The sequence below is a fragment of the Streptomyces sp. PsTaAH-137 genome (assembly GCF_003259365.1).
Classification (GTDB): Bacteria; Actinomycetota; Actinomycetes; order Streptomycetales; family Streptomycetaceae; genus Streptomyces.
The window spans coordinates 174,471-189,504 of record NZ_QLLY01000011.1 but is presented as its reverse complement, the minus strand read 5'-3'; the positions used below and the strand labels follow the sequence as shown (position 1 = coordinate 189,504).

Annotated in this window: 16 protein-coding genes and 5 tRNA genes; 14 read left to right on the top strand and 7 right to left on the bottom strand. The window is 70.1% G+C overall.

Annotated features, from left to right (window positions below):
* Position 1: 1 nt before the first annotated feature.
* The 3 genes from K377_RS24845 to K377_RS24835 all read right to left on the bottom strand — a co-directional run bounded on the left by K377_RS24845 (position 2) and on the right by K377_RS24835 (position 258).
* Positions 2 to 73, bottom strand: a tRNA-Val gene (locus tag K377_RS24845).
* 1 nt (position 74) lies between these two features.
* Positions 75 to 148: transfer RNA gene (locus K377_RS24840), tRNA-Cys, on the bottom strand.
* Positions 149 to 185: 37 nt separating this feature from the next.
* Positions 186 to 258 (bottom strand) — tRNA-Gly (locus K377_RS24835).
* A gap of 202 nt (positions 259 to 460) precedes the next feature.
* Here K377_RS24835 and K377_RS24830 point away from each other — a divergent pair.
* The 3 genes from K377_RS24830 to K377_RS24820 are packed head-to-tail and all read left to right on the top strand — an operon-like array spanning position 461 to position 3,238.
* Positions 461 to 1,498 (top strand): chorismate-binding protein, encoded by a 1,038-nt coding sequence (locus K377_RS24830; RefSeq protein WP_181512634.1) that lies wholly within the window; start codon positions 461 to 463, stop codon positions 1,496 to 1,498.
* Between the two features lie 30 nt (positions 1,499 to 1,528).
* Positions 1,529 to 2,350, top strand: a complete 822-nt coding sequence (locus K377_RS24825) for an aminotransferase class IV (RefSeq protein WP_111665715.1) — start codon at positions 1,529 to 1,531, stop codon at positions 2,348 to 2,350.
* 54 nt (positions 2,351 to 2,404) lie between these two features.
* Positions 2,405 to 3,238, top strand: a complete 834-nt coding sequence (locus K377_RS24820; RefSeq protein WP_111665714.1) for a GNAT family N-acetyltransferase — start codon at positions 2,405 to 2,407, stop codon at positions 3,236 to 3,238.
* On the opposite strand, the gene K377_RS24815 is transcribed toward K377_RS24820, so the two are convergent.
* Positions 3,239 to 3,742: a DsbA family protein gene (locus K377_RS24815; RefSeq protein WP_111665713.1), complete on the bottom strand. Its 504-nt coding sequence runs from the start codon at positions 3,740 to 3,742 to the stop codon at positions 3,239 to 3,241.
* 175 nt (positions 3,743 to 3,917) lie between these two features.
* Between K377_RS24815 and K377_RS24810 the strand changes: the two genes are divergently transcribed.
* Both K377_RS24810 and K377_RS24805 read left to right on the top strand, forming a co-directional pair.
* Complete coding sequence (locus tag K377_RS24810) at positions 3,918 to 4,373, top strand: hypothetical protein (RefSeq protein ID WP_111665712.1); 456 nt, start codon at positions 3,918 to 3,920, stop codon at positions 4,371 to 4,373.
* Positions 4,374 to 4,504: 131 nt separating this feature from the next.
* Positions 4,505 to 4,705 carry a hypothetical protein gene (locus tag K377_RS24805; RefSeq protein ID WP_111665711.1) on the top strand — a complete coding sequence of 67 codons (201 nt, stop codon included), beginning with the start codon at positions 4,505 to 4,507 and terminating at the stop codon, positions 4,703 to 4,705.
* An 18-nt stretch (positions 4,706 to 4,723) separates the two neighbouring features.
* On the opposite strand, the gene K377_RS24800 is transcribed toward K377_RS24805, so the two are convergent.
* Both K377_RS24800 and K377_RS24795 read right to left on the bottom strand, forming a co-directional pair.
* Complete coding sequence (locus K377_RS24800) at positions 4,724 to 5,287, bottom strand: CGNR zinc finger domain-containing protein (protein WP_111665710.1); 564 nt, start codon at positions 5,285 to 5,287, stop codon at positions 4,724 to 4,726.
* A 279-nt stretch (positions 5,288 to 5,566) separates the two neighbouring features.
* Entirely contained in the window at positions 5,567 to 5,980 is a 414-nt protein-coding gene (locus K377_RS24795) for an SsgA family sporulation/cell division regulator (RefSeq protein ID WP_004002642.1), read from the bottom strand.
* Positions 5,981 to 6,170: 190 nt separating this feature from the next.
* Here K377_RS24795 and K377_RS24790 point away from each other — a divergent pair, with 190 nt between their 5' ends.
* The 9 genes from K377_RS24790 (at position 6,171) to K377_RS24750 (ending at position 14,142) form a co-directional block, all read left to right on the top strand.
* Complete coding sequence (locus K377_RS24790) at positions 6,171 to 6,614, top strand: TIGR02611 family protein (RefSeq protein WP_111665709.1); 444 nt, start codon at positions 6,171 to 6,173, stop codon at positions 6,612 to 6,614.
* A gap of 73 nt (positions 6,615 to 6,687) precedes the next feature.
* Positions 6,688 to 6,759, top strand: a tRNA-Val gene (locus tag K377_RS24785).
* 245 nt (positions 6,760 to 7,004) lie between these two features.
* A complete protein-coding gene (locus tag K377_RS24780; protein WP_161195005.1) occupies positions 7,005 to 8,294 on the top strand; it encodes an ABC transporter substrate-binding protein in 1,290 nt (429 codons plus the stop codon).
* Positions 8,295 to 8,308: 14 nt separating this feature from the next.
* Positions 8,309 to 9,283, top strand: a complete 975-nt coding sequence (locus K377_RS24775) for a carbohydrate ABC transporter permease (protein WP_111665707.1) — start codon at positions 8,309 to 8,311, stop codon at positions 9,281 to 9,283.
* Positions 9,280 to 10,158 carry a carbohydrate ABC transporter permease gene (locus K377_RS24770; RefSeq protein WP_111665706.1) on the top strand — a complete coding sequence of 293 codons (879 nt, stop codon included), beginning with the start codon at positions 9,280 to 9,282 and terminating at the stop codon, positions 10,156 to 10,158. Before K377_RS24775 ends, K377_RS24770 begins: the two co-directional genes overlap by 4 nt.
* Complete coding sequence (locus tag K377_RS24765; RefSeq protein ID WP_111665705.1) at positions 10,158 to 10,739, top strand: hypothetical protein; 582 nt, start codon at positions 10,158 to 10,160, stop codon at positions 10,737 to 10,739. Before K377_RS24770 ends, K377_RS24765 begins: the two co-directional genes overlap by 1 nt.
* Before the next feature lie 67 nt (positions 10,740 to 10,806).
* The gene (locus K377_RS24760; protein ID WP_111665704.1) at positions 10,807 to 13,563 is read left to right on the top strand and encodes a Tat pathway signal sequence domain protein; all 2,757 of its coding nucleotides are present in this window, start codon (positions 10,807 to 10,809) and stop codon (positions 13,561 to 13,563) included.
* 18 nt (positions 13,564 to 13,581) lie between these two features.
* Positions 13,582 to 14,031, top strand: a complete 450-nt coding sequence (locus K377_RS24755; protein ID WP_111665703.1) for an SRPBCC family protein — start codon at positions 13,582 to 13,584, stop codon at positions 14,029 to 14,031.
* Positions 14,032 to 14,070: 39 nt separating this feature from the next.
* Positions 14,071 to 14,142 (top strand) — tRNA-Val (locus tag K377_RS24750).
* 98 nt (positions 14,143 to 14,240) lie between these two features.
* Here the strand turns inward: K377_RS24750 and K377_RS24745 are convergent.
* Positions 14,241 to 14,966 (bottom strand): 3'-5' exonuclease, encoded by a 726-nt coding sequence (locus K377_RS24745; RefSeq protein ID WP_111665702.1) that lies wholly within the window; start codon positions 14,964 to 14,966, stop codon positions 14,241 to 14,243.
* Positions 14,967 to 15,034: the final 68 nt, after the last annotated feature.

Genomic DNA, 15,034 nt, shown 5'->3' with positions numbered 1-15,034 from the left:
GTGCGCGATACTGGGATTGAACCAGTGACCTCTTCCGTGTCAGGGAAGCGCTCTCCCGCTGAGCTAATCGCGCATGGAGGTGGAGACGGGATTTGAACCCGTGTAGACGGCTTTGCAGGCCGTTGCCTCGCCTCTCGGCCACTCCACCAGGAGCGTAGGGGTTCGGGAAGATCCCCCACATCCTGAGCGAACGACCGGGTTCGAACCGGCGACCTCAACCTTGGCAAGGTTGCGCTCTACCAACTGAGCTACGTTCGCGTGTCTTTCCGTTTCGCTTCCGCGTCCCGGCGACGTGTTGAACTCTAGCGGATTCCCGGGGGAGGTCCAAAACGCGTTTGCGCAGCGTGCTGCGGTGCGACCCGGAGGTGATCACCGGTATGACCAGCGGACCGATCACCGGGCCGACCGCCGCAGCTCCACCCCAGGTCACCGCCCGGTCACCCGCCATAGACTCGAAACCGTGCACGGTTCCTCCTCTCTGTCTCCCCTCGCCCGGTTCGGCGAGCTCCTCGCGACCGGCCTCCTGGACGTCACCGACGATCCCGCGGCCCTGGACTCGGCGGGTTTCTGGGCGGTCTCCGCGGACTTCGAGGGGCGGCTGGTCTGCGCCCGCTTCGCCGACGTCCGCAGGGAACCGGTGCCCGCGCCCCGGCCCGGAGCGTGGCGCGGACCCGCCGCGACGGACTGGGTGTCGTCCCTCGACCACGCCGCGTACACGGAGGGGGTGCGCCGCATACGGGCCCACATCGCGACCGGCGAGGTGTACCAGGCCAACCTCTGCCGCGTGCTGTCCGCGCCGGTCGCGGCGGACGCCGACGTCGACGCCCTCACCGCCCTCCTCGCGCGCGGGAACCCGGCGCCGTACGCGGGCACGATCAGGCTCCCCGGCCACGGGGTCGAGATAGCCACCGCCTCGCCCGAGCTGTTCCTGCGCCGCCGGGGCCCGGTGGTCGAGTCCGGCCCCATCAAGGGCACCGGCCGCACCGAGGCCGACCTCCTGGAGAAGGACTACGCCGAGAACGTGATGATCGTGGACCTGGTCCGCAACGACCTGGGCATCGTCTGCGCCACCGGCACCGTCACCGTGCCCGACCTGTGCGCGGTCGAGAAGCACCCGGGCCTCGTCCACCTCGTCTCCACGGTCCGCGGAGAACTGCGCGAGGACGCCGGCTGGCCCGAACTGCTCGCGGGCACCTTCCCGCCCGGCTCCGTCACCGGCGCCCCCAAGTCCAGCGCCCTGCGGATCATCGACGCGCTGGAGACGGCGCCGCGCGGCCCCTACTGCGGCGGCATCGGCTGGGTCGACGCGGACCGGGGCGCCGGGGAACTGGCCGTCGGCATCCGCACGTTCTGGATCGACCGCGCCGAGGGCGTACTGCGCTTCGGCACCGGCGCCGGCATCACCTGGGGCTCCGACCCCGAGGGGGAGTGGCGGGAGACCGAGCTGAAGGCGTCCCGACTGCTCGCGGTAGCGTCGGGAACGTACGCCGACGCGTAGAGCGTGCCGCACGATGAAAGGCGAGGCCCCGTGAAGATCTGGCTCGACGGCCGTCTGCAGGACACCGAGGAAGCCCGTGTCTCCGTCTTCGACCACGGGCTCACCGTGGGCGACGGCATCTTCGAGACGGTGAAGTCGGTCGACGGTACGCCGTTCGCGCTCACCCGCCACCTCGACCGGCTCACCCGCTCCGCGCGCGGCCTCGGCCTGCCCGAGCCGGACCTCGACGAGGTGCGCCGGGCCTGCGACGCCGTGCTCGCGGCCAACCCGCTGCCGCTGGGCCGGCTGCGGATCACGTACACCGGCGGCCTCTCGCCGCTCGGCTCGGACCGCGGGGAGGCGGGTACGACGCTCGTCGTGGCGGTCGGAGAGGTCACGCGGCGTCCCGACACCACCGCCGCGATCACCGTGCCCTGGACCAGGAACGAGCGGGGCGCCCTCGCGGGCCTGAAGACCACCTCGTACGCGGAGAACGTCGTCGCGCTCGCCCGCGCCCGTGAACTCGGCGCGTCCGAGGCGCTGTTCGCGAACACCGTGGGGCAGCTGTGCGAGGGCACCGGCTCCAATGTGTTCGTCGTCCTCGACGGCGAGATCCACACCCCGCCGGTCGCCTCCGGCTGTCTCGCGGGCATCACGCGCGCCCTCGCCGTCGAGTGGACGGGCGCCCGGGAGACCGAGCTGCCGCTGTCCGTCCTCACCGAGGCCGACGAGGTGTTCCTGACCTCGACACTGCGCGACATCCAGGCCGTGCACCGGGTCGACGACCGGCAGCTGTCCGACGCGCCGGGCCCGGTCACCGCGAAGGCGATGCGGATCTGGGACGAGCGGGCCGCGGACCGCGTCGATCCGTGACCGACCGGTAAAACCGCTGTCGCTCCCTCGGTACGGGTGGGTACAACACCCGTGATGACCACGACCCTGCGGCCGACCGAGCCGCTTCAGCGCACCGCCGAGGGGAATCGTTCACGCCGCTTCGCGGTGTGCGTGAACAGCCGGCCCGTGGGCACCCTCCACCTCGCCACGCACCCCGCCTTCGGCCCCTCCGTCGCCCAGATCCTCGATCTGCGCATCGACGAACAGGACCGGGGGCGCGGGCGTGGCACCGTCGCCGCGCTGGCTGCCGAGGAAGTGGCCCGCGGCTGGAACTGCCGCCGCCTCGAAGCGTCGGTACCAGCGGAGCAGACCGCCCTGCTGCGGCTGGCCGGAGCGCTCGGCTACGTCGAGCGCAACCGGAACATGGCCAAGCCCCTGCCCCGGCAGCCCCCCGCCCTCCCGCCCGGCAGCGTGGGACGCCGGATGACGGAGGCCGAGTACGGGCCGTGGCTGACCAGGGAGAAGGCGCGCTACGAACGCACCGTCGTCGAGCGCGGCGCCACGGAGCGCGAGGCCCGGGAGAAGTCCGAGCGCGACCACGCGGCGCTGCTCCCCGACGGCATCGGGACCCCGGACGTCCTGATCAGCGTGCTGGAGCACGAGGGGGAGACGGTCGGCACGCTGTGGGTGGCCGGGCGCTCCGCGGGCTTTGACGGCGCGTACATCTACGACGTCGAGGTGGCGGCCGAGCACCGGGGCCGCGGCCACGGCCGGTCCCTGATGCTGTACGCCGAGACCGACGCGATCGCGGCGGGCGCCACCCGGATCGGCCTCAACGTCTTCGCGGACAACACCCCGGCCCTGCGGCTCTACGAGTCGCTCGGCTACACGCCGACCCGCCACCACCTCTACAAGCAGCTGCTCTGACTACGCCCCGAGCAGCCCGTCCACGATCGCCTCGATCTGCGCCCGCAGCCCCGCCTGGTTCTTGCTGCCGTCCAGCATCTTCCCGTCGATCTCGTACGTCGGGGTGCCCTTCACGCCGATGACCTTGCCCTCGGCCTGGTCGGCGTCGACGATCAGGATGTGCCGGCCGTCGATCAGCGCGGTGTCGAACTCCTCGGCGTCGAGGCCGAGTTCGCCCGCGACCTCGAGGAGGAACGGCTCGCCCTTCGCGGCGAACTCCTCGACCCGGCCGAGCACGGCCTCCACGTACGGCCACCCCTTGCCCTGCACGAACGCCTCCTCGGCGGCCTGTGCCCCGGCGAAGGAGTACGGGTGCTTGTCGAGCGGGAAGTGCCGCAGACGGATCTCGATGCGGTCGCCGTAGCGTTCCCGCAGGGCGCGTACGTCGTCCAGGGCCGTGCGGCAGTCCGGGCACTGGAGCTCGCACCACACGTCGAGGACGGGGGCCGGGTTCGGGGCGTTCATGGGGCCAGTCTCCCAGGCCCGGCGGCGGGGGCCCACTCGGACCTGCGGAGGAGGCGGGACCCGGAGATCTCCCTGAGGTCCGTCCCGGCCGTGGCCCCGGGCCCCGGGTGCGGTGCAGGATGGAAGGGGCGAACCACCCCGATGCCGACCCGTTGCCCGAGCCCAGGAGGACCGGATGATTGCCGAGACCGTCTGCTCCGCCGTGTCCGTGGCGGGCCTGGGCATCGCCGCGGTCACCGCGTACCGCAAGCGCTTCCTCGCGGCCGCCCGGCTGGCCGCCTACGCCCTCGTACCGCTGGGCCTGGTGATGACCGGCGCCGTGCAGTGGGTGGTGGACACGGCGTTCAGCCCGACCGCGTGGGCCGGGTTCGGAGTGCTCGGCGCGGCCTGGCTGCTGTTCATGGCGACCCGTGCCGTCGAGCGCCGCTCCGGCGGCACCCGCAAGGAACGCCGGGCCGCGGCCAGGGCGGAGCGCCGCGAGGCGGTCGCTCCGGACGCGTCGGCCCCCTCGCTGGGTCCGGCCGGCCGCACCGCCCCCGTCGCGCAGCCGAAGCCGACGCCGAAGACTCAGGCGGGCGGTTCCGATGACTTCAGCGACATCGAGGCGATCCTGAAGAAGCACGGCATCTGAACGCACGTACGACGGACTCCCCGCATTCGTTCAGATGATCGTGTGCGTGGTCACAAGATCTGGCGAACTGCCCCTGCTGCCGCCCCAGTTGGCCACCGGACGTCACCTGTCTGCGTCATCATCACGACGAGATGCTGGACACACCGCAGCTGGACGAACAGCTGACCGCAGAGAAGGACCGGGAGGCCCCGCCTCCCGTCCCCGTGACCCCGAACCCCGACACCCGGCGCGGCTGCCTGTTCGCGCTCTCCCAGCCACCACTGATGATCTTCCTCGCGGTGATCGGCTGTCTGCTCCTGCTGGCCTCGCTGCACGACCTGCTGCTGCTGTGAGCGGCTCCGTTCGCGGGCTCAGCCCGCGGCCTCCTTGCGGCGCGCCCGGTAGGCGGCCACGTGCAGCCGGTTCCCGCAGGTGCGGCTGTCGCAGTAGCGGCGCGAGCGGTTGCGGGAGAGGTCGACGAACGCGTGCCGGCAGTCCGGCGCGTCACAGCGCCGCAACCGCTCCTGTTCCCCGGCGACCACGAAGAAGGCCAGAGCCATTCCGCAGTCGGCCGCCAGGTGGTCCGCGACGGACGCACCGGGCGCGAAGTAGTGCACGTGCCAGTCGTAGCCGTCGTGGTCGGTCAGGCGCGGGGTGGTGCCCGCGGCGGCGATCAGATCGTTGATCAGCTCCGCCGCGGCGCGCGGGTCGGGCGCGGCGAAGACCTCGGCGAACCGGTCACGCACCGCGCGCACCGCGATCAGGTCACGCTCCGCGACCGTCCCCACATCGCTGATCTCGTTCCTTCGTACGAAAACGTCGAGCGCGGGGACGTCGGTGAGACGGTCGGCCGTGCCGGCGGCGTCGTCCGGTGCGGTGTTCACCAGATCCACCACGGTGTCGAGGGCACACCGGGTGTCGTGGGTGATCAGCACGATTCGCTCCCTGGCCTGGGGGTCGGGCCTGCGCCCGCCGATGCTGGCCGAGCCTAGCGCCTGTCCCTGTCGGCAGGGCCCGGAGCGCACCCGGGCCGCCGCCGTGGGAGCTCCCACGGCGGCGGCCCGGCTGTGTCTGCCCTATGCGGTTGTCCTGCTGTGGGGCTCTCATGCTGTCCTGCTGTGTTTGAACCCGTGCCGTCTCCCCGAGTGGACGGCACGGGGCGCCCTCGCACTGCCTGACGCCGGCTGGGTACCGGCGCGGGGGCTGTCTCGCGACTAGCTCTCCGCGAGGATGTGCGACAGCTCCTGGTCGAGATCGAAGTGACGATGCTCCGTGCCGGGTGGCACGGCGGCGTCCGTCCGCTTCAGGAAGGACTCGAGAGCCCGCGCCGGGGCTTCGAGCAGGGCCTCACCCTCGGGAGAGCTCAGGGCGATGCAGACAACGCCCTGACCGTGGCTGCGGGACGGCCAGACTCGGACGTCTCCGGTGCCGGTCGGCCGGTGAAGGCCTTCGGCGAGGAGATCGCGGGCGAAAACCCACTCGACCGTCTCCTCGGCTCCGGTGTGGAAGGTGGCGTGCACGGCATACGGATCGGCCGTGTCATACCGCAGTCCTGCGGGTACAGGCAGTGAGGACTCGCTCGACACAACGAGGCGCAGGTGCAGCTCGCAGCTGACCGTGGTGTTCATAAGCGCCAGGGCCTTTCGCTCAGTGTGCGCTCGGGGATTCGCACGTCGGCGAAATCGACATGCCACCTACGGTGCCGTTGTAAACCCCTCTGAGGGTTTTGGACGTCTTTAGGTAGCTCGTACGGCGGAGTCTTTCTTGTAGGGGAACGGCCATTCCAGTGACGTGAATCAATCCGGTAGGTTTGGCTGTATGAATACGGGGAGTGACGAAGCGAGCGGTCCGGCCGCGGCCACCGACGAGACCGGATCCGAGCCGGGGGCGAAGCCGCTGGGCTCGCGGGCGCCGGAGTTCATCCAGGCGCGCCGGGCGCTGCACCTGAGCTGGCAGGTCGGCGTCTTCGTGGTGGGGCTAGCGGTCGTCGTCGCGGGCATCATCATGTTGCCGCTGCCGGGACCGGGCTGGCTGGTGATCTTCGGGGGCATGGCGATCTGGGCGACCGAGTTCGTCTGGGCGCAGCTGGTCCTGCGCTGGACGAAGCGCAAGGTCACGGAGGCCACGCAGAAGGCGCTCGATCCGAAGGTGCGGCGGCGGAACATCATCCTGACCACCGTCGGCCTGGTGATCATCGCCGTGCTCGTGGGGATCTACGTGTGGAAGTTCGGCCTGGAGATGCCGTGGAACATCAAGCAGTGACCGGCCGCTGACCGGAGCGGCGCGAGGTGGTCTCGGGACCCCCCTGACATGGGGTAATGTTCTTCCTGCGCCCGGGCGATTAGCTCAGTGGGAGAGCGCTTCGTTCACACCGAAGAGGTCACTGGTTCGAACCCAGTATCGCCCACCCGGAACCGAAGGCCCCGGAGACATCAGTCTCCGGGGCCTTCGGCGTTCTCGTGTGCGCTGCCGTGCGGCCGGTCGAACGTCCCTGCAACGGTTCAGCCTCTGACGGGCGCACCTTCACCTGTGTTTTCGAAGCGCTTCGATCGAATCTCTGTCGGAACCGTTGACGCGCCTCCGCGCTGTCCCTACCTTTGCCCGGCAAGCGCTTTCCTAAAACGATTCAATGCGCAGGTGGAGGGGCGAACTGTGCCTATCGACAGGGATCTTGACCGGCGTGGCCTGCTGAAGGTCACCGGGGCGTCGGTCGCCGCACTCGGCCTGACGGCGGCCGGCTGCGGCGGCTCCGACGGCGGCTCGGGCGGCGGGCCGGTGGAGCTCCGGTACGCCTGGTGGGGCGGCGAGCCGCGGGCGGTCGCCATCCAGAAGACCATCAAGCTCTTCGAGAAGAAGTACCCGAAGATCAAGATCAAGCCCGAATTCACCGATTACGAGGCTTTCTGGGAGAAGTTCCAGACCCAGGCCTCCGGCGGAAATCCGCCGGACGTATTCCAGAATTCGGTCGCCTTCCTGCGCAAGTACGACAAGCGCGGTGTCCTGATGGACCTCAAGTCCCAGGCGGACGCCGGGAATCTGAGCCTGAAGAACTTCCGGAACGGCGTACTGACGGCCGGTCAGGTGGACGGCGGCAAGCAGGTCGGGATTCCGGTCGGTGCCAACACCATGTCGCTCGTCATCGACCTCAAGGTCTTCAAGAAGGCAGGGATCTCACCCGAGTTCGGCTGGACCTGGGACGAGTACTTCAAGGCGCTGCAGAAGATCCAGGACACCCAGAAAATCGCGGGTGACACCGGCTACTTCAGCATCATGTACCTCTACGACCTGTATCTGCGCCAGAACGGAAAGGCGTTCTTCACCGACACCGAACTCGGCTTCACCGAGGACGATCTGACGCAGTGGTGGGCGGACGGCCTCAAGCGCGTGCAGTCCGGACTCGTCGCCGACCCGAAGAAGATCGAGCAGGCCAAGCCCGCCTCCGGCCTCTCCAAGGGGCTCGCCGCGTCCGAGTTCACCTGGGACAACTTCTCCGTGCGCTACGAGGGCGAGGGCGATTCCGACTACGGGCTCGCGCCGATCCCCACCACCGACGGCAAGGACACCGGCCAGTACCTCGGCTCGCTGATGCTCAGCGCCTTCAGCGGCACCAAGCACCCCAAGGAGGTCGTCCAGTTCATCGACTTCATGGTCCACGACCCCGAGGTCGGCACGATCATGGGCTACGACCGCGGCATCCTCGCGACCACCGAGCAGTACGACGCGTACAAGCCGGCCGACAAGACCAGCCAGGGCATCGCCGACTTCGAGGAGGAGGTCGCCAAGGCCGGTGTTCTCGGGAAGATCACCCCGCACCCCTCCGGCGCCGATGTGACCGAGGCCGCCTTCCTGCGCCTGGGCGGTGAGGTCGCCCAGGGCAAGACCAAGCCGGCCGCCGCGGCGAAGCAGCTGTTCTCCGAGGCCAAGGCCGCGTTCGCGGGCTGAGGGGACGTACCGCCATGACGCTCCTCAAGGAAGCGCCCGTGCGCCCGGCGAAGAAGCGGCCCGCCGCTCCCGTCGCCGGGCGGCGCGGGCGGCGCCGCGAGAACCTCGCCGGCTATCTCTTCATGTCGCCGTGGATCGCCGGGTTCGTGCTGCTGACCGCGGGGCCGATGATCGCCTCTCTGTACTACGCGTTCACCAGCTACAACCTGTTCACGCCACCGCAGTGGGTCGGCCTGGACAACTTCACCACCATGTTCCAGGACCCGCGCTGGCAGAAGTCGGTGCAGGTCACGCTGAAGTACGTGGTCGTCGCGACCCCGCTGAAACTGCTGCTCGCGCTGGGTGTGGCGCTGCTGCTCGCCCAGAAACGGCGCGGCCAGGGCCTGTACCGGGCCGCCTTCTACCTGCCCTCGCTGATCGGGGCGAGCGTGTCGGTCGGCTTCGTATGGCGGGCACTGTTCTCGGACGACGCCGTCGTGGACCGCACGCAGAGGATGTTCGGGCTCGACGTCGGAGGCTGGATCGGCAATCCGGACTACGTCCTCTACGCCCTGGTCGCCCTGAGCATCTGGCAGTTCGGCGCGCCCATGGTCATCTTCCTGGCCGGGCTCAAGCAGGTGCCGCAGGAGCTGTACGAGGCGGCGGCGATGGATGGCGCGGGACCCCTCCGCCGGTTCTGGAACATCACGCTGCCGATGATCTCGCCGGTGCTGTTCTTCAACGTCCTGCTGGAGTCCATCCACGCGTTCCAGGTGTTCGGCTCGGCCTATGTCGTCTCCGACACCCGGTGCGGACCGGCCGACGCCACGCTCGTCTACACCTGTTACCTCTACCAGAAGGGCTTCAAGGAGTCTCAGATGGGCTTCGCCTCCGCGATGGCCTGGACGCTCGTGATCGCGGTCGCGCTGGTCACCGCGGTCCTGTTCTGGTCGCAGAAGAAATGGGTGCACTACGGAGAAGGCGCGGAGAACGCGGGGGCCGCCACATGACCGGTACCGGTATCGCCACACCCGTCGTGCGCGCGGCCACGGAGCGGCGCCGCTCCGGCTCCCTCGCCTGGCACATCGGCGCCCTGCTCGTGCTCGCCGTCGTGCTCTACCCGGTGATCTGGGTCGTCGGGGCCTCGTTCAAGCCCGGCAAGACGATCGTCGGCGGACTCGACCTCTTCCCGGCCGAGCCCATCGTGTCGAACTTCTCCGGGCTCGCCGACGGCATCTCCGGCATCTCGATCAGCAGCTTCTTCCTGAACTCGCTGACGTACGCGGTCCTCGCCGTGGTCGGCGTCGTGCTCTCCAGCTCGCTGACCGCCTACGCCTTCGCCAAGATCCGCTTCGCCGGACGGAATCTGCTGTTCACGCTGATGATCGGCACCCTGCTGCTGCCGTACCACGTGCTGCTCATCCCGCAGTACGTGATGTTCCGCAAGCTGGAACTCATCGACACGATGGTGCCGCTCGTCGCGGGCAAGTTCCTCGCGACGGAGGCCTTCTTCGTCTTCCTGATGGTGCAGTTCATGCGCGGACTGCCCAGGGAGCTCGACGAGGCCGCCAAGCTGGACGGGTGCGGGCACCTGCGGACCTACTGGTCCATCGTGCTGCCCCTGAGCCGGCCGGCCGTCATCACCAGCGCCATCTTCACCTTCATCAACGCGTGGAACGACTTCATGGGACCGCTGATCTATCTCAACAGCCCCAGCAAGTACACCGTCTCCCTCGGGCTGATGATGTTCCGCGACCAGGAGGGCATCTCGAACTACGGCGGACAGGTGGCGATGTCCCTGGTCGCGCTGATCCCCGTCATCGCGTTCTTCGCCGCCTTCCAGCGGTACCTGATCGACGGCATGGCGACCTCGGGGCTCAAGTGATGAGCGCCGCGCCCATGGAGTCCCGGCGCCGCGCCGGGTTCGGGGTCTTCGCCGAATGCCTGCTCACCGGGGTGTGGATCGCGCTCGCGTCCCTGCCCGTCGTGACCGCTCCGGCCGCCTTCGCGGCCGGGGCCCGGCACTTGCGCCGCCGGCTGACCGGACGGAGCGGAGGGTGGCGGGAGTTCCTCGCCGACCTCCGGTCCGCCGTACGGCACGGCTGGCTCGTCGGGGCCGCGGGCGTCGCGGCCTGCGCCGCCGTCTGGATCGACCTGCTTGTCGCGCGCGCGGGACTGCCCGGCGGACGGGCGGCCGCGGCCGTCGGCCTGTTCGCGCTGCTCGCGGCCGCCGTCGCCGTGCTGCGGGCCGCCGCCGTATGGACGCCGGGTGCGGCCTGGCGGTCGCTGCTCGGCGCTGCCGCGCGCCGCACCGTCCGCGGCCCCGGCGGTTCCTTCCTGCTGGTGTGCGGGATCGCGGTCACCGTCCTGTGCGCCGGGTTCGTCCCGCCGCTCGCCGTGCCTGTACTCGGTGTCCTCACCGCGGCCGCGGTCGCCGTGGAGGAACGCGGCCGGACCACGAGCTGACCCCGCCCCCCCTTCGCGAACTCCCTTCTCGTACAGCACGTTTGGCATGCACGGAAAGGAAACAACGATGTCCCCCGTCTCTCCCGGGTTCCCCCGCAGATCCCTCCTCAAGGCCGCCGCGGTCGCCGGCGCCGCCACCCGGTTCAGCTGGGCCCTCGGCGGTGGCCAGGCGCAGGCCGCGCCCGCCGCCGAGACCGCGGAGGCAGGGCCCGTCACGCTCGGCTGGCTGGAGGACGGCGGGCTCGGCGCCGCCCCCGGCTCCACCGTCGGTGTGCCGTGGCCGAAGGGCGCGTACGACAAGGGACAGGAGTTCGCCCTCACCGACGCCGACGGCAAGCAGGTGCCCGTCCAGACCTGGCCGCTGGCGCAGTGGCCGGACGGTTCGCTGAAGTGGACCGCGCACGCGGTGGGCCCCGGCGCCGGTGACGGCAAGCTCACCCTCGCCGCCGGGCAGGCCGCGGCGCCCGGGAAGAAGGTCACCGTCTCGACGAACGGCGGGACCGTCACCGTCGACACCGGCGTCGTCGTGACCAAGCTCGGCAAGAGCGGGTCGAGCCTGGTCAAGACCGTCACGCGCGGCTCCACCGAGATCGCCGAGGACGGGCGTCTCGTGCTGCTGCGCCAGGGCGAGATCGAGGACGGCGACCAAGGGGCCGCCAGGTACGAGCGGTTCGAGTCCGTCATCGACAAGACGACCGTCGAACAGAGCGGCCCGGTCCGCGCCGTCGTCAGGATCGACGGCAAGCACCGCAAGGGCGGGCGGAGCTGGCTGCCGTTCTCCGTCCGGTTCTACTTCTACGCGGGCGCCGAGTCGTTCCGCATGGTGCACACCATCACGTACGACGGCACCCAGGAGCCCGGCAAGGCGTCGGGCGACTTCGTCCGCGGGCTCGGCGTCCGCTTCACCGTGCCGATGCGCGACGCCGCGTACGACCGGCACATCCGCATCGGCGGCGAGGGCGCCGGCATGATCCGGGAGGCCGTCCAGGGCATCACCGGGCTGCGCCGCGACCCCGGCGCGGCCGTGCAGGCCGCCCAGTTCGCGGGGGAGAAGCTGCCCGACCCCGCGACGTGGGACCAGCGCGTCACGACCCGGCTCCAATACATCCCCGAGTGGGGCGACTACACCCTGTCCCAGCTGTCGGCGGACGGCTTCACCCTGCGCAAGCGCACGAAGAAGGGGCACGGCTGGATCGCGGCAGGCGGCGGGCGCCGGGCCGCCGGGTTCGGCTACCTCGGCGGTCCGAGCGGCGGATTCTCCTTCGGCCTGCGCGACTTCTGGGAGAAGCACCCCGCCGGGCTCGACATCCGCGCCGCGCAGACCGACGAGGCCGAGGTGACCCTCTGGCTCTGGTCGCCGGAGGCACAGCCGATGGACCTGCGCTTCTACCACGACGGCATGGGCCAGGACACGTACGCGGAACAGCTGGAGGGCCTCAACATCACCTACGAGGACTACGAGCCCGAGTTCGGCACCCCGTACGGCATCGCGCGCACCAGCGAACTGCTGTTCTGGGCGAACGAGGCGACCCCGACCCCCGAGACGCTCGCCCGGCAGATCGAGGCCGTCCGCACCCTGCCGCAGCTCACCGCCCCGCCCGAGCAGCTCATCGGGGCCGGTGTCTTCGGCCCGGGCCTGTACTCCGAGCCGGACCGCTCCACGCCCGCCAAGGCGAAGATCGAGGATCACCTCGACTTCCTCTTCACCTATTACAGGGACCAGGTGGAGATGCGGCGCTGGTACGGCTTCTGGGACTACGGCGACGTCATGCACTCCTACGACCCCGTGCGTCACCAGTGGCGCTACGACGTCGGCGGCTACGCCTGGGACAACTCCGAACTCTCGCCCGACCTCTGGCTCTGGTTCGCCTATCTGCGCTCCGGCCGCGCCGACATCTTCCGGTTCGCCGAGGCCATGACCCGGCACACCGGCGAGGTCGACGTCTACCACCTCGGCAAGTGGGCCGGGCTCGGCACCCGGCACGGCGTGCAGCACTACGCGGACTCCGCGAAGCAGCAGCGCATCGCCAACACCACGTACCGCCGCTACTACTACTTCCTCACCGGTGACGAACGCGTCGGCGACCTGATGCACGCCAACGTCGACTCCGGCGAGACGTTCCTCGTCCTCGACCCGCTGCGCAAGGTCCGCACCGACACTGACTACGTACCCGACCGCAACGCCCTGTCCATCGGCTTCGGCACCGACTGGAGCGGGCTCGTCTCGGCCTGGCTCACCGAGTGGGAGCGGCGCGGGCCGAAGTGGGAGAAGGCGCGCGACCGCGTCCTGTCCACCATGGAGACGATCGCCGCGCAGCCCAACGGGTTCGTGCAGGGCAGCGGCCTCTACGACCTCGACACCGGGAAGTTCGCCGTCGCCGACGAGCCGGTGGTCGGCGTCTCGCACCTCTCGGCGGTCTTCGGCCTCAACGAGCTGTGCGCCGAACTCATCGACCTCGTCGACATGCCGGAGTTCGAGGAGGCGTACTACGACTACTGCCGCTACTTCAACGCCACCAAGACCGAACAGGCGGCCCGCTACGGCGCCGACTTCGGCACCCTGCTGCTCTTCCAGGGACACTCACGGCTCGACGCGTACGCGGCCGTGCGCACCGGGGACGAGAAGCTCGCGGCGCGCGCCTGGGAGAAGTTCTACAAGAGCGACGGGTACACCGAGTCCTCGCCGTGGACGACGGAGAAGGTCGACGGGCCCGTGACACTGGTCGCCGGCACCGAGGCGAACTGGGTCTACACCAACGACACCGCCCTCTACGGGCTCGCCGCCATCGAGAACCTCGCCCTGCTCGGGGACAAAATGCCCTGATCCCGGCAGACTCGGCTCATGGACTGGAACCGTTACCGCTTCCGCAGCGTCTGGCTGCTCCCCGCCGCGCCCGCCGCCGTGTTCGCGGTCCTGGAGAAGGCGGACGAGTATCCGGCGTGGTGGCCGCAGGTGCGGTCGGTGACGCCGCTGGACAACACCGGCGGCGTCGCCGTCTTCCGGTCCTTCCTGCCGTACGAGCTGACGGTCGTGGCCCGCGAGCGGCGCCGCGACCCGGCCGGCGGGGTCCTGGAGATCGCGATGAGCGGGGACCTCGACGGGTGGGCGCGGTGGACGCTGCGGGCCCGCCCCTTCGGCGGCACCCGGGCCGTCTACGAGCAGGAGGTGGAGGTGCGCAGACCCCTGATGCGGCGCTTCGCCGTGCCCGGAAGACCCGTCTTCCTCGCCAATCACGCGTGGATGATGCGCGGCGGCCGGCGCGGGCTGACCGCCCTTCTGCGACCGGTTTGAACACAGGGCGCCGCGACCTGTATTGTTCAGCACGTTCCCGGGCGATTAGCTCAGTGGGAGAGCGCTTCGTTCACACCGAAGAGGTCACTGGTTCGAACCCAGTATCGCCCACCCGGAGAATGACCGGTCCGCCGATTCGGCGGGCCGGTTTTTTGCTGTCCGCGGGCATGGCTGTGCCAGGGATCCGCCCGGCGGGAACGAGGGACGGGTCAGGCCGCGGCCGGCAGTTCCGGACGCAGCGGCCACGCGGGGTCGACCGCCTCGGGAGTTCCGGAGCGGGCGAACCAGGCTTGCAGGCCCCGCGCCTGGGCCGCGTGCCAGACCGCCTGGAGGGTGTGGAGTTCGGCGGGGGAGAGGCGTTCGAGCCGGGTCGCGAACCGGCGGCCCACCGCACGGACCACATCGAGCGCCGCCTGCGCGTCGGCCGCCGCGTCGTGCGCCTCCGCCAGCTCGACCTCGTAGTGCGCGCACAGATCCGTCAGCGTGCGGCGGCCCTTGCGGTACCGGTCCAGATGCTTGTCCAGGACCCGCGGATCGAGCACGCAGAGCGGCCGGTTCTCCAGGTACTGGACGAGGGACGAGGCGCGATGCCGCTTCAACTCCCGGTCCAGCAGGGTCAGATCGAAGGGCGCGTTCATCACCACGAGCGGCCGCCCGGCCGCCGCCTGCTCGGCGAGGGCGCGGCCCATCTCCTCCATCACGGGCGCCGGCCAGCGGCCGTTGCGCTGCAGATGGCCGTCGGTCAGGCCGTGTATCTCCGTCGCGCCGGGCGGCACCGGCACCCCCGGATTGACCAGCCACCGGGACACCCGCGGACGGGAGCCCGCGACGTCCTGTACCACCAGCGCCGCCGACACGATGCGGTCGCTCTCCACGTCCACACCCGTGGTCTCCGTGTCGAAGGCCGCGAGGGGGCCTTCGTACCAGCACGTCATGTGCCATCAACTCCTTCTTCACCTACGGCAGATGACGTCATGTCGACGTATGGTCCCCTGCCCGATTC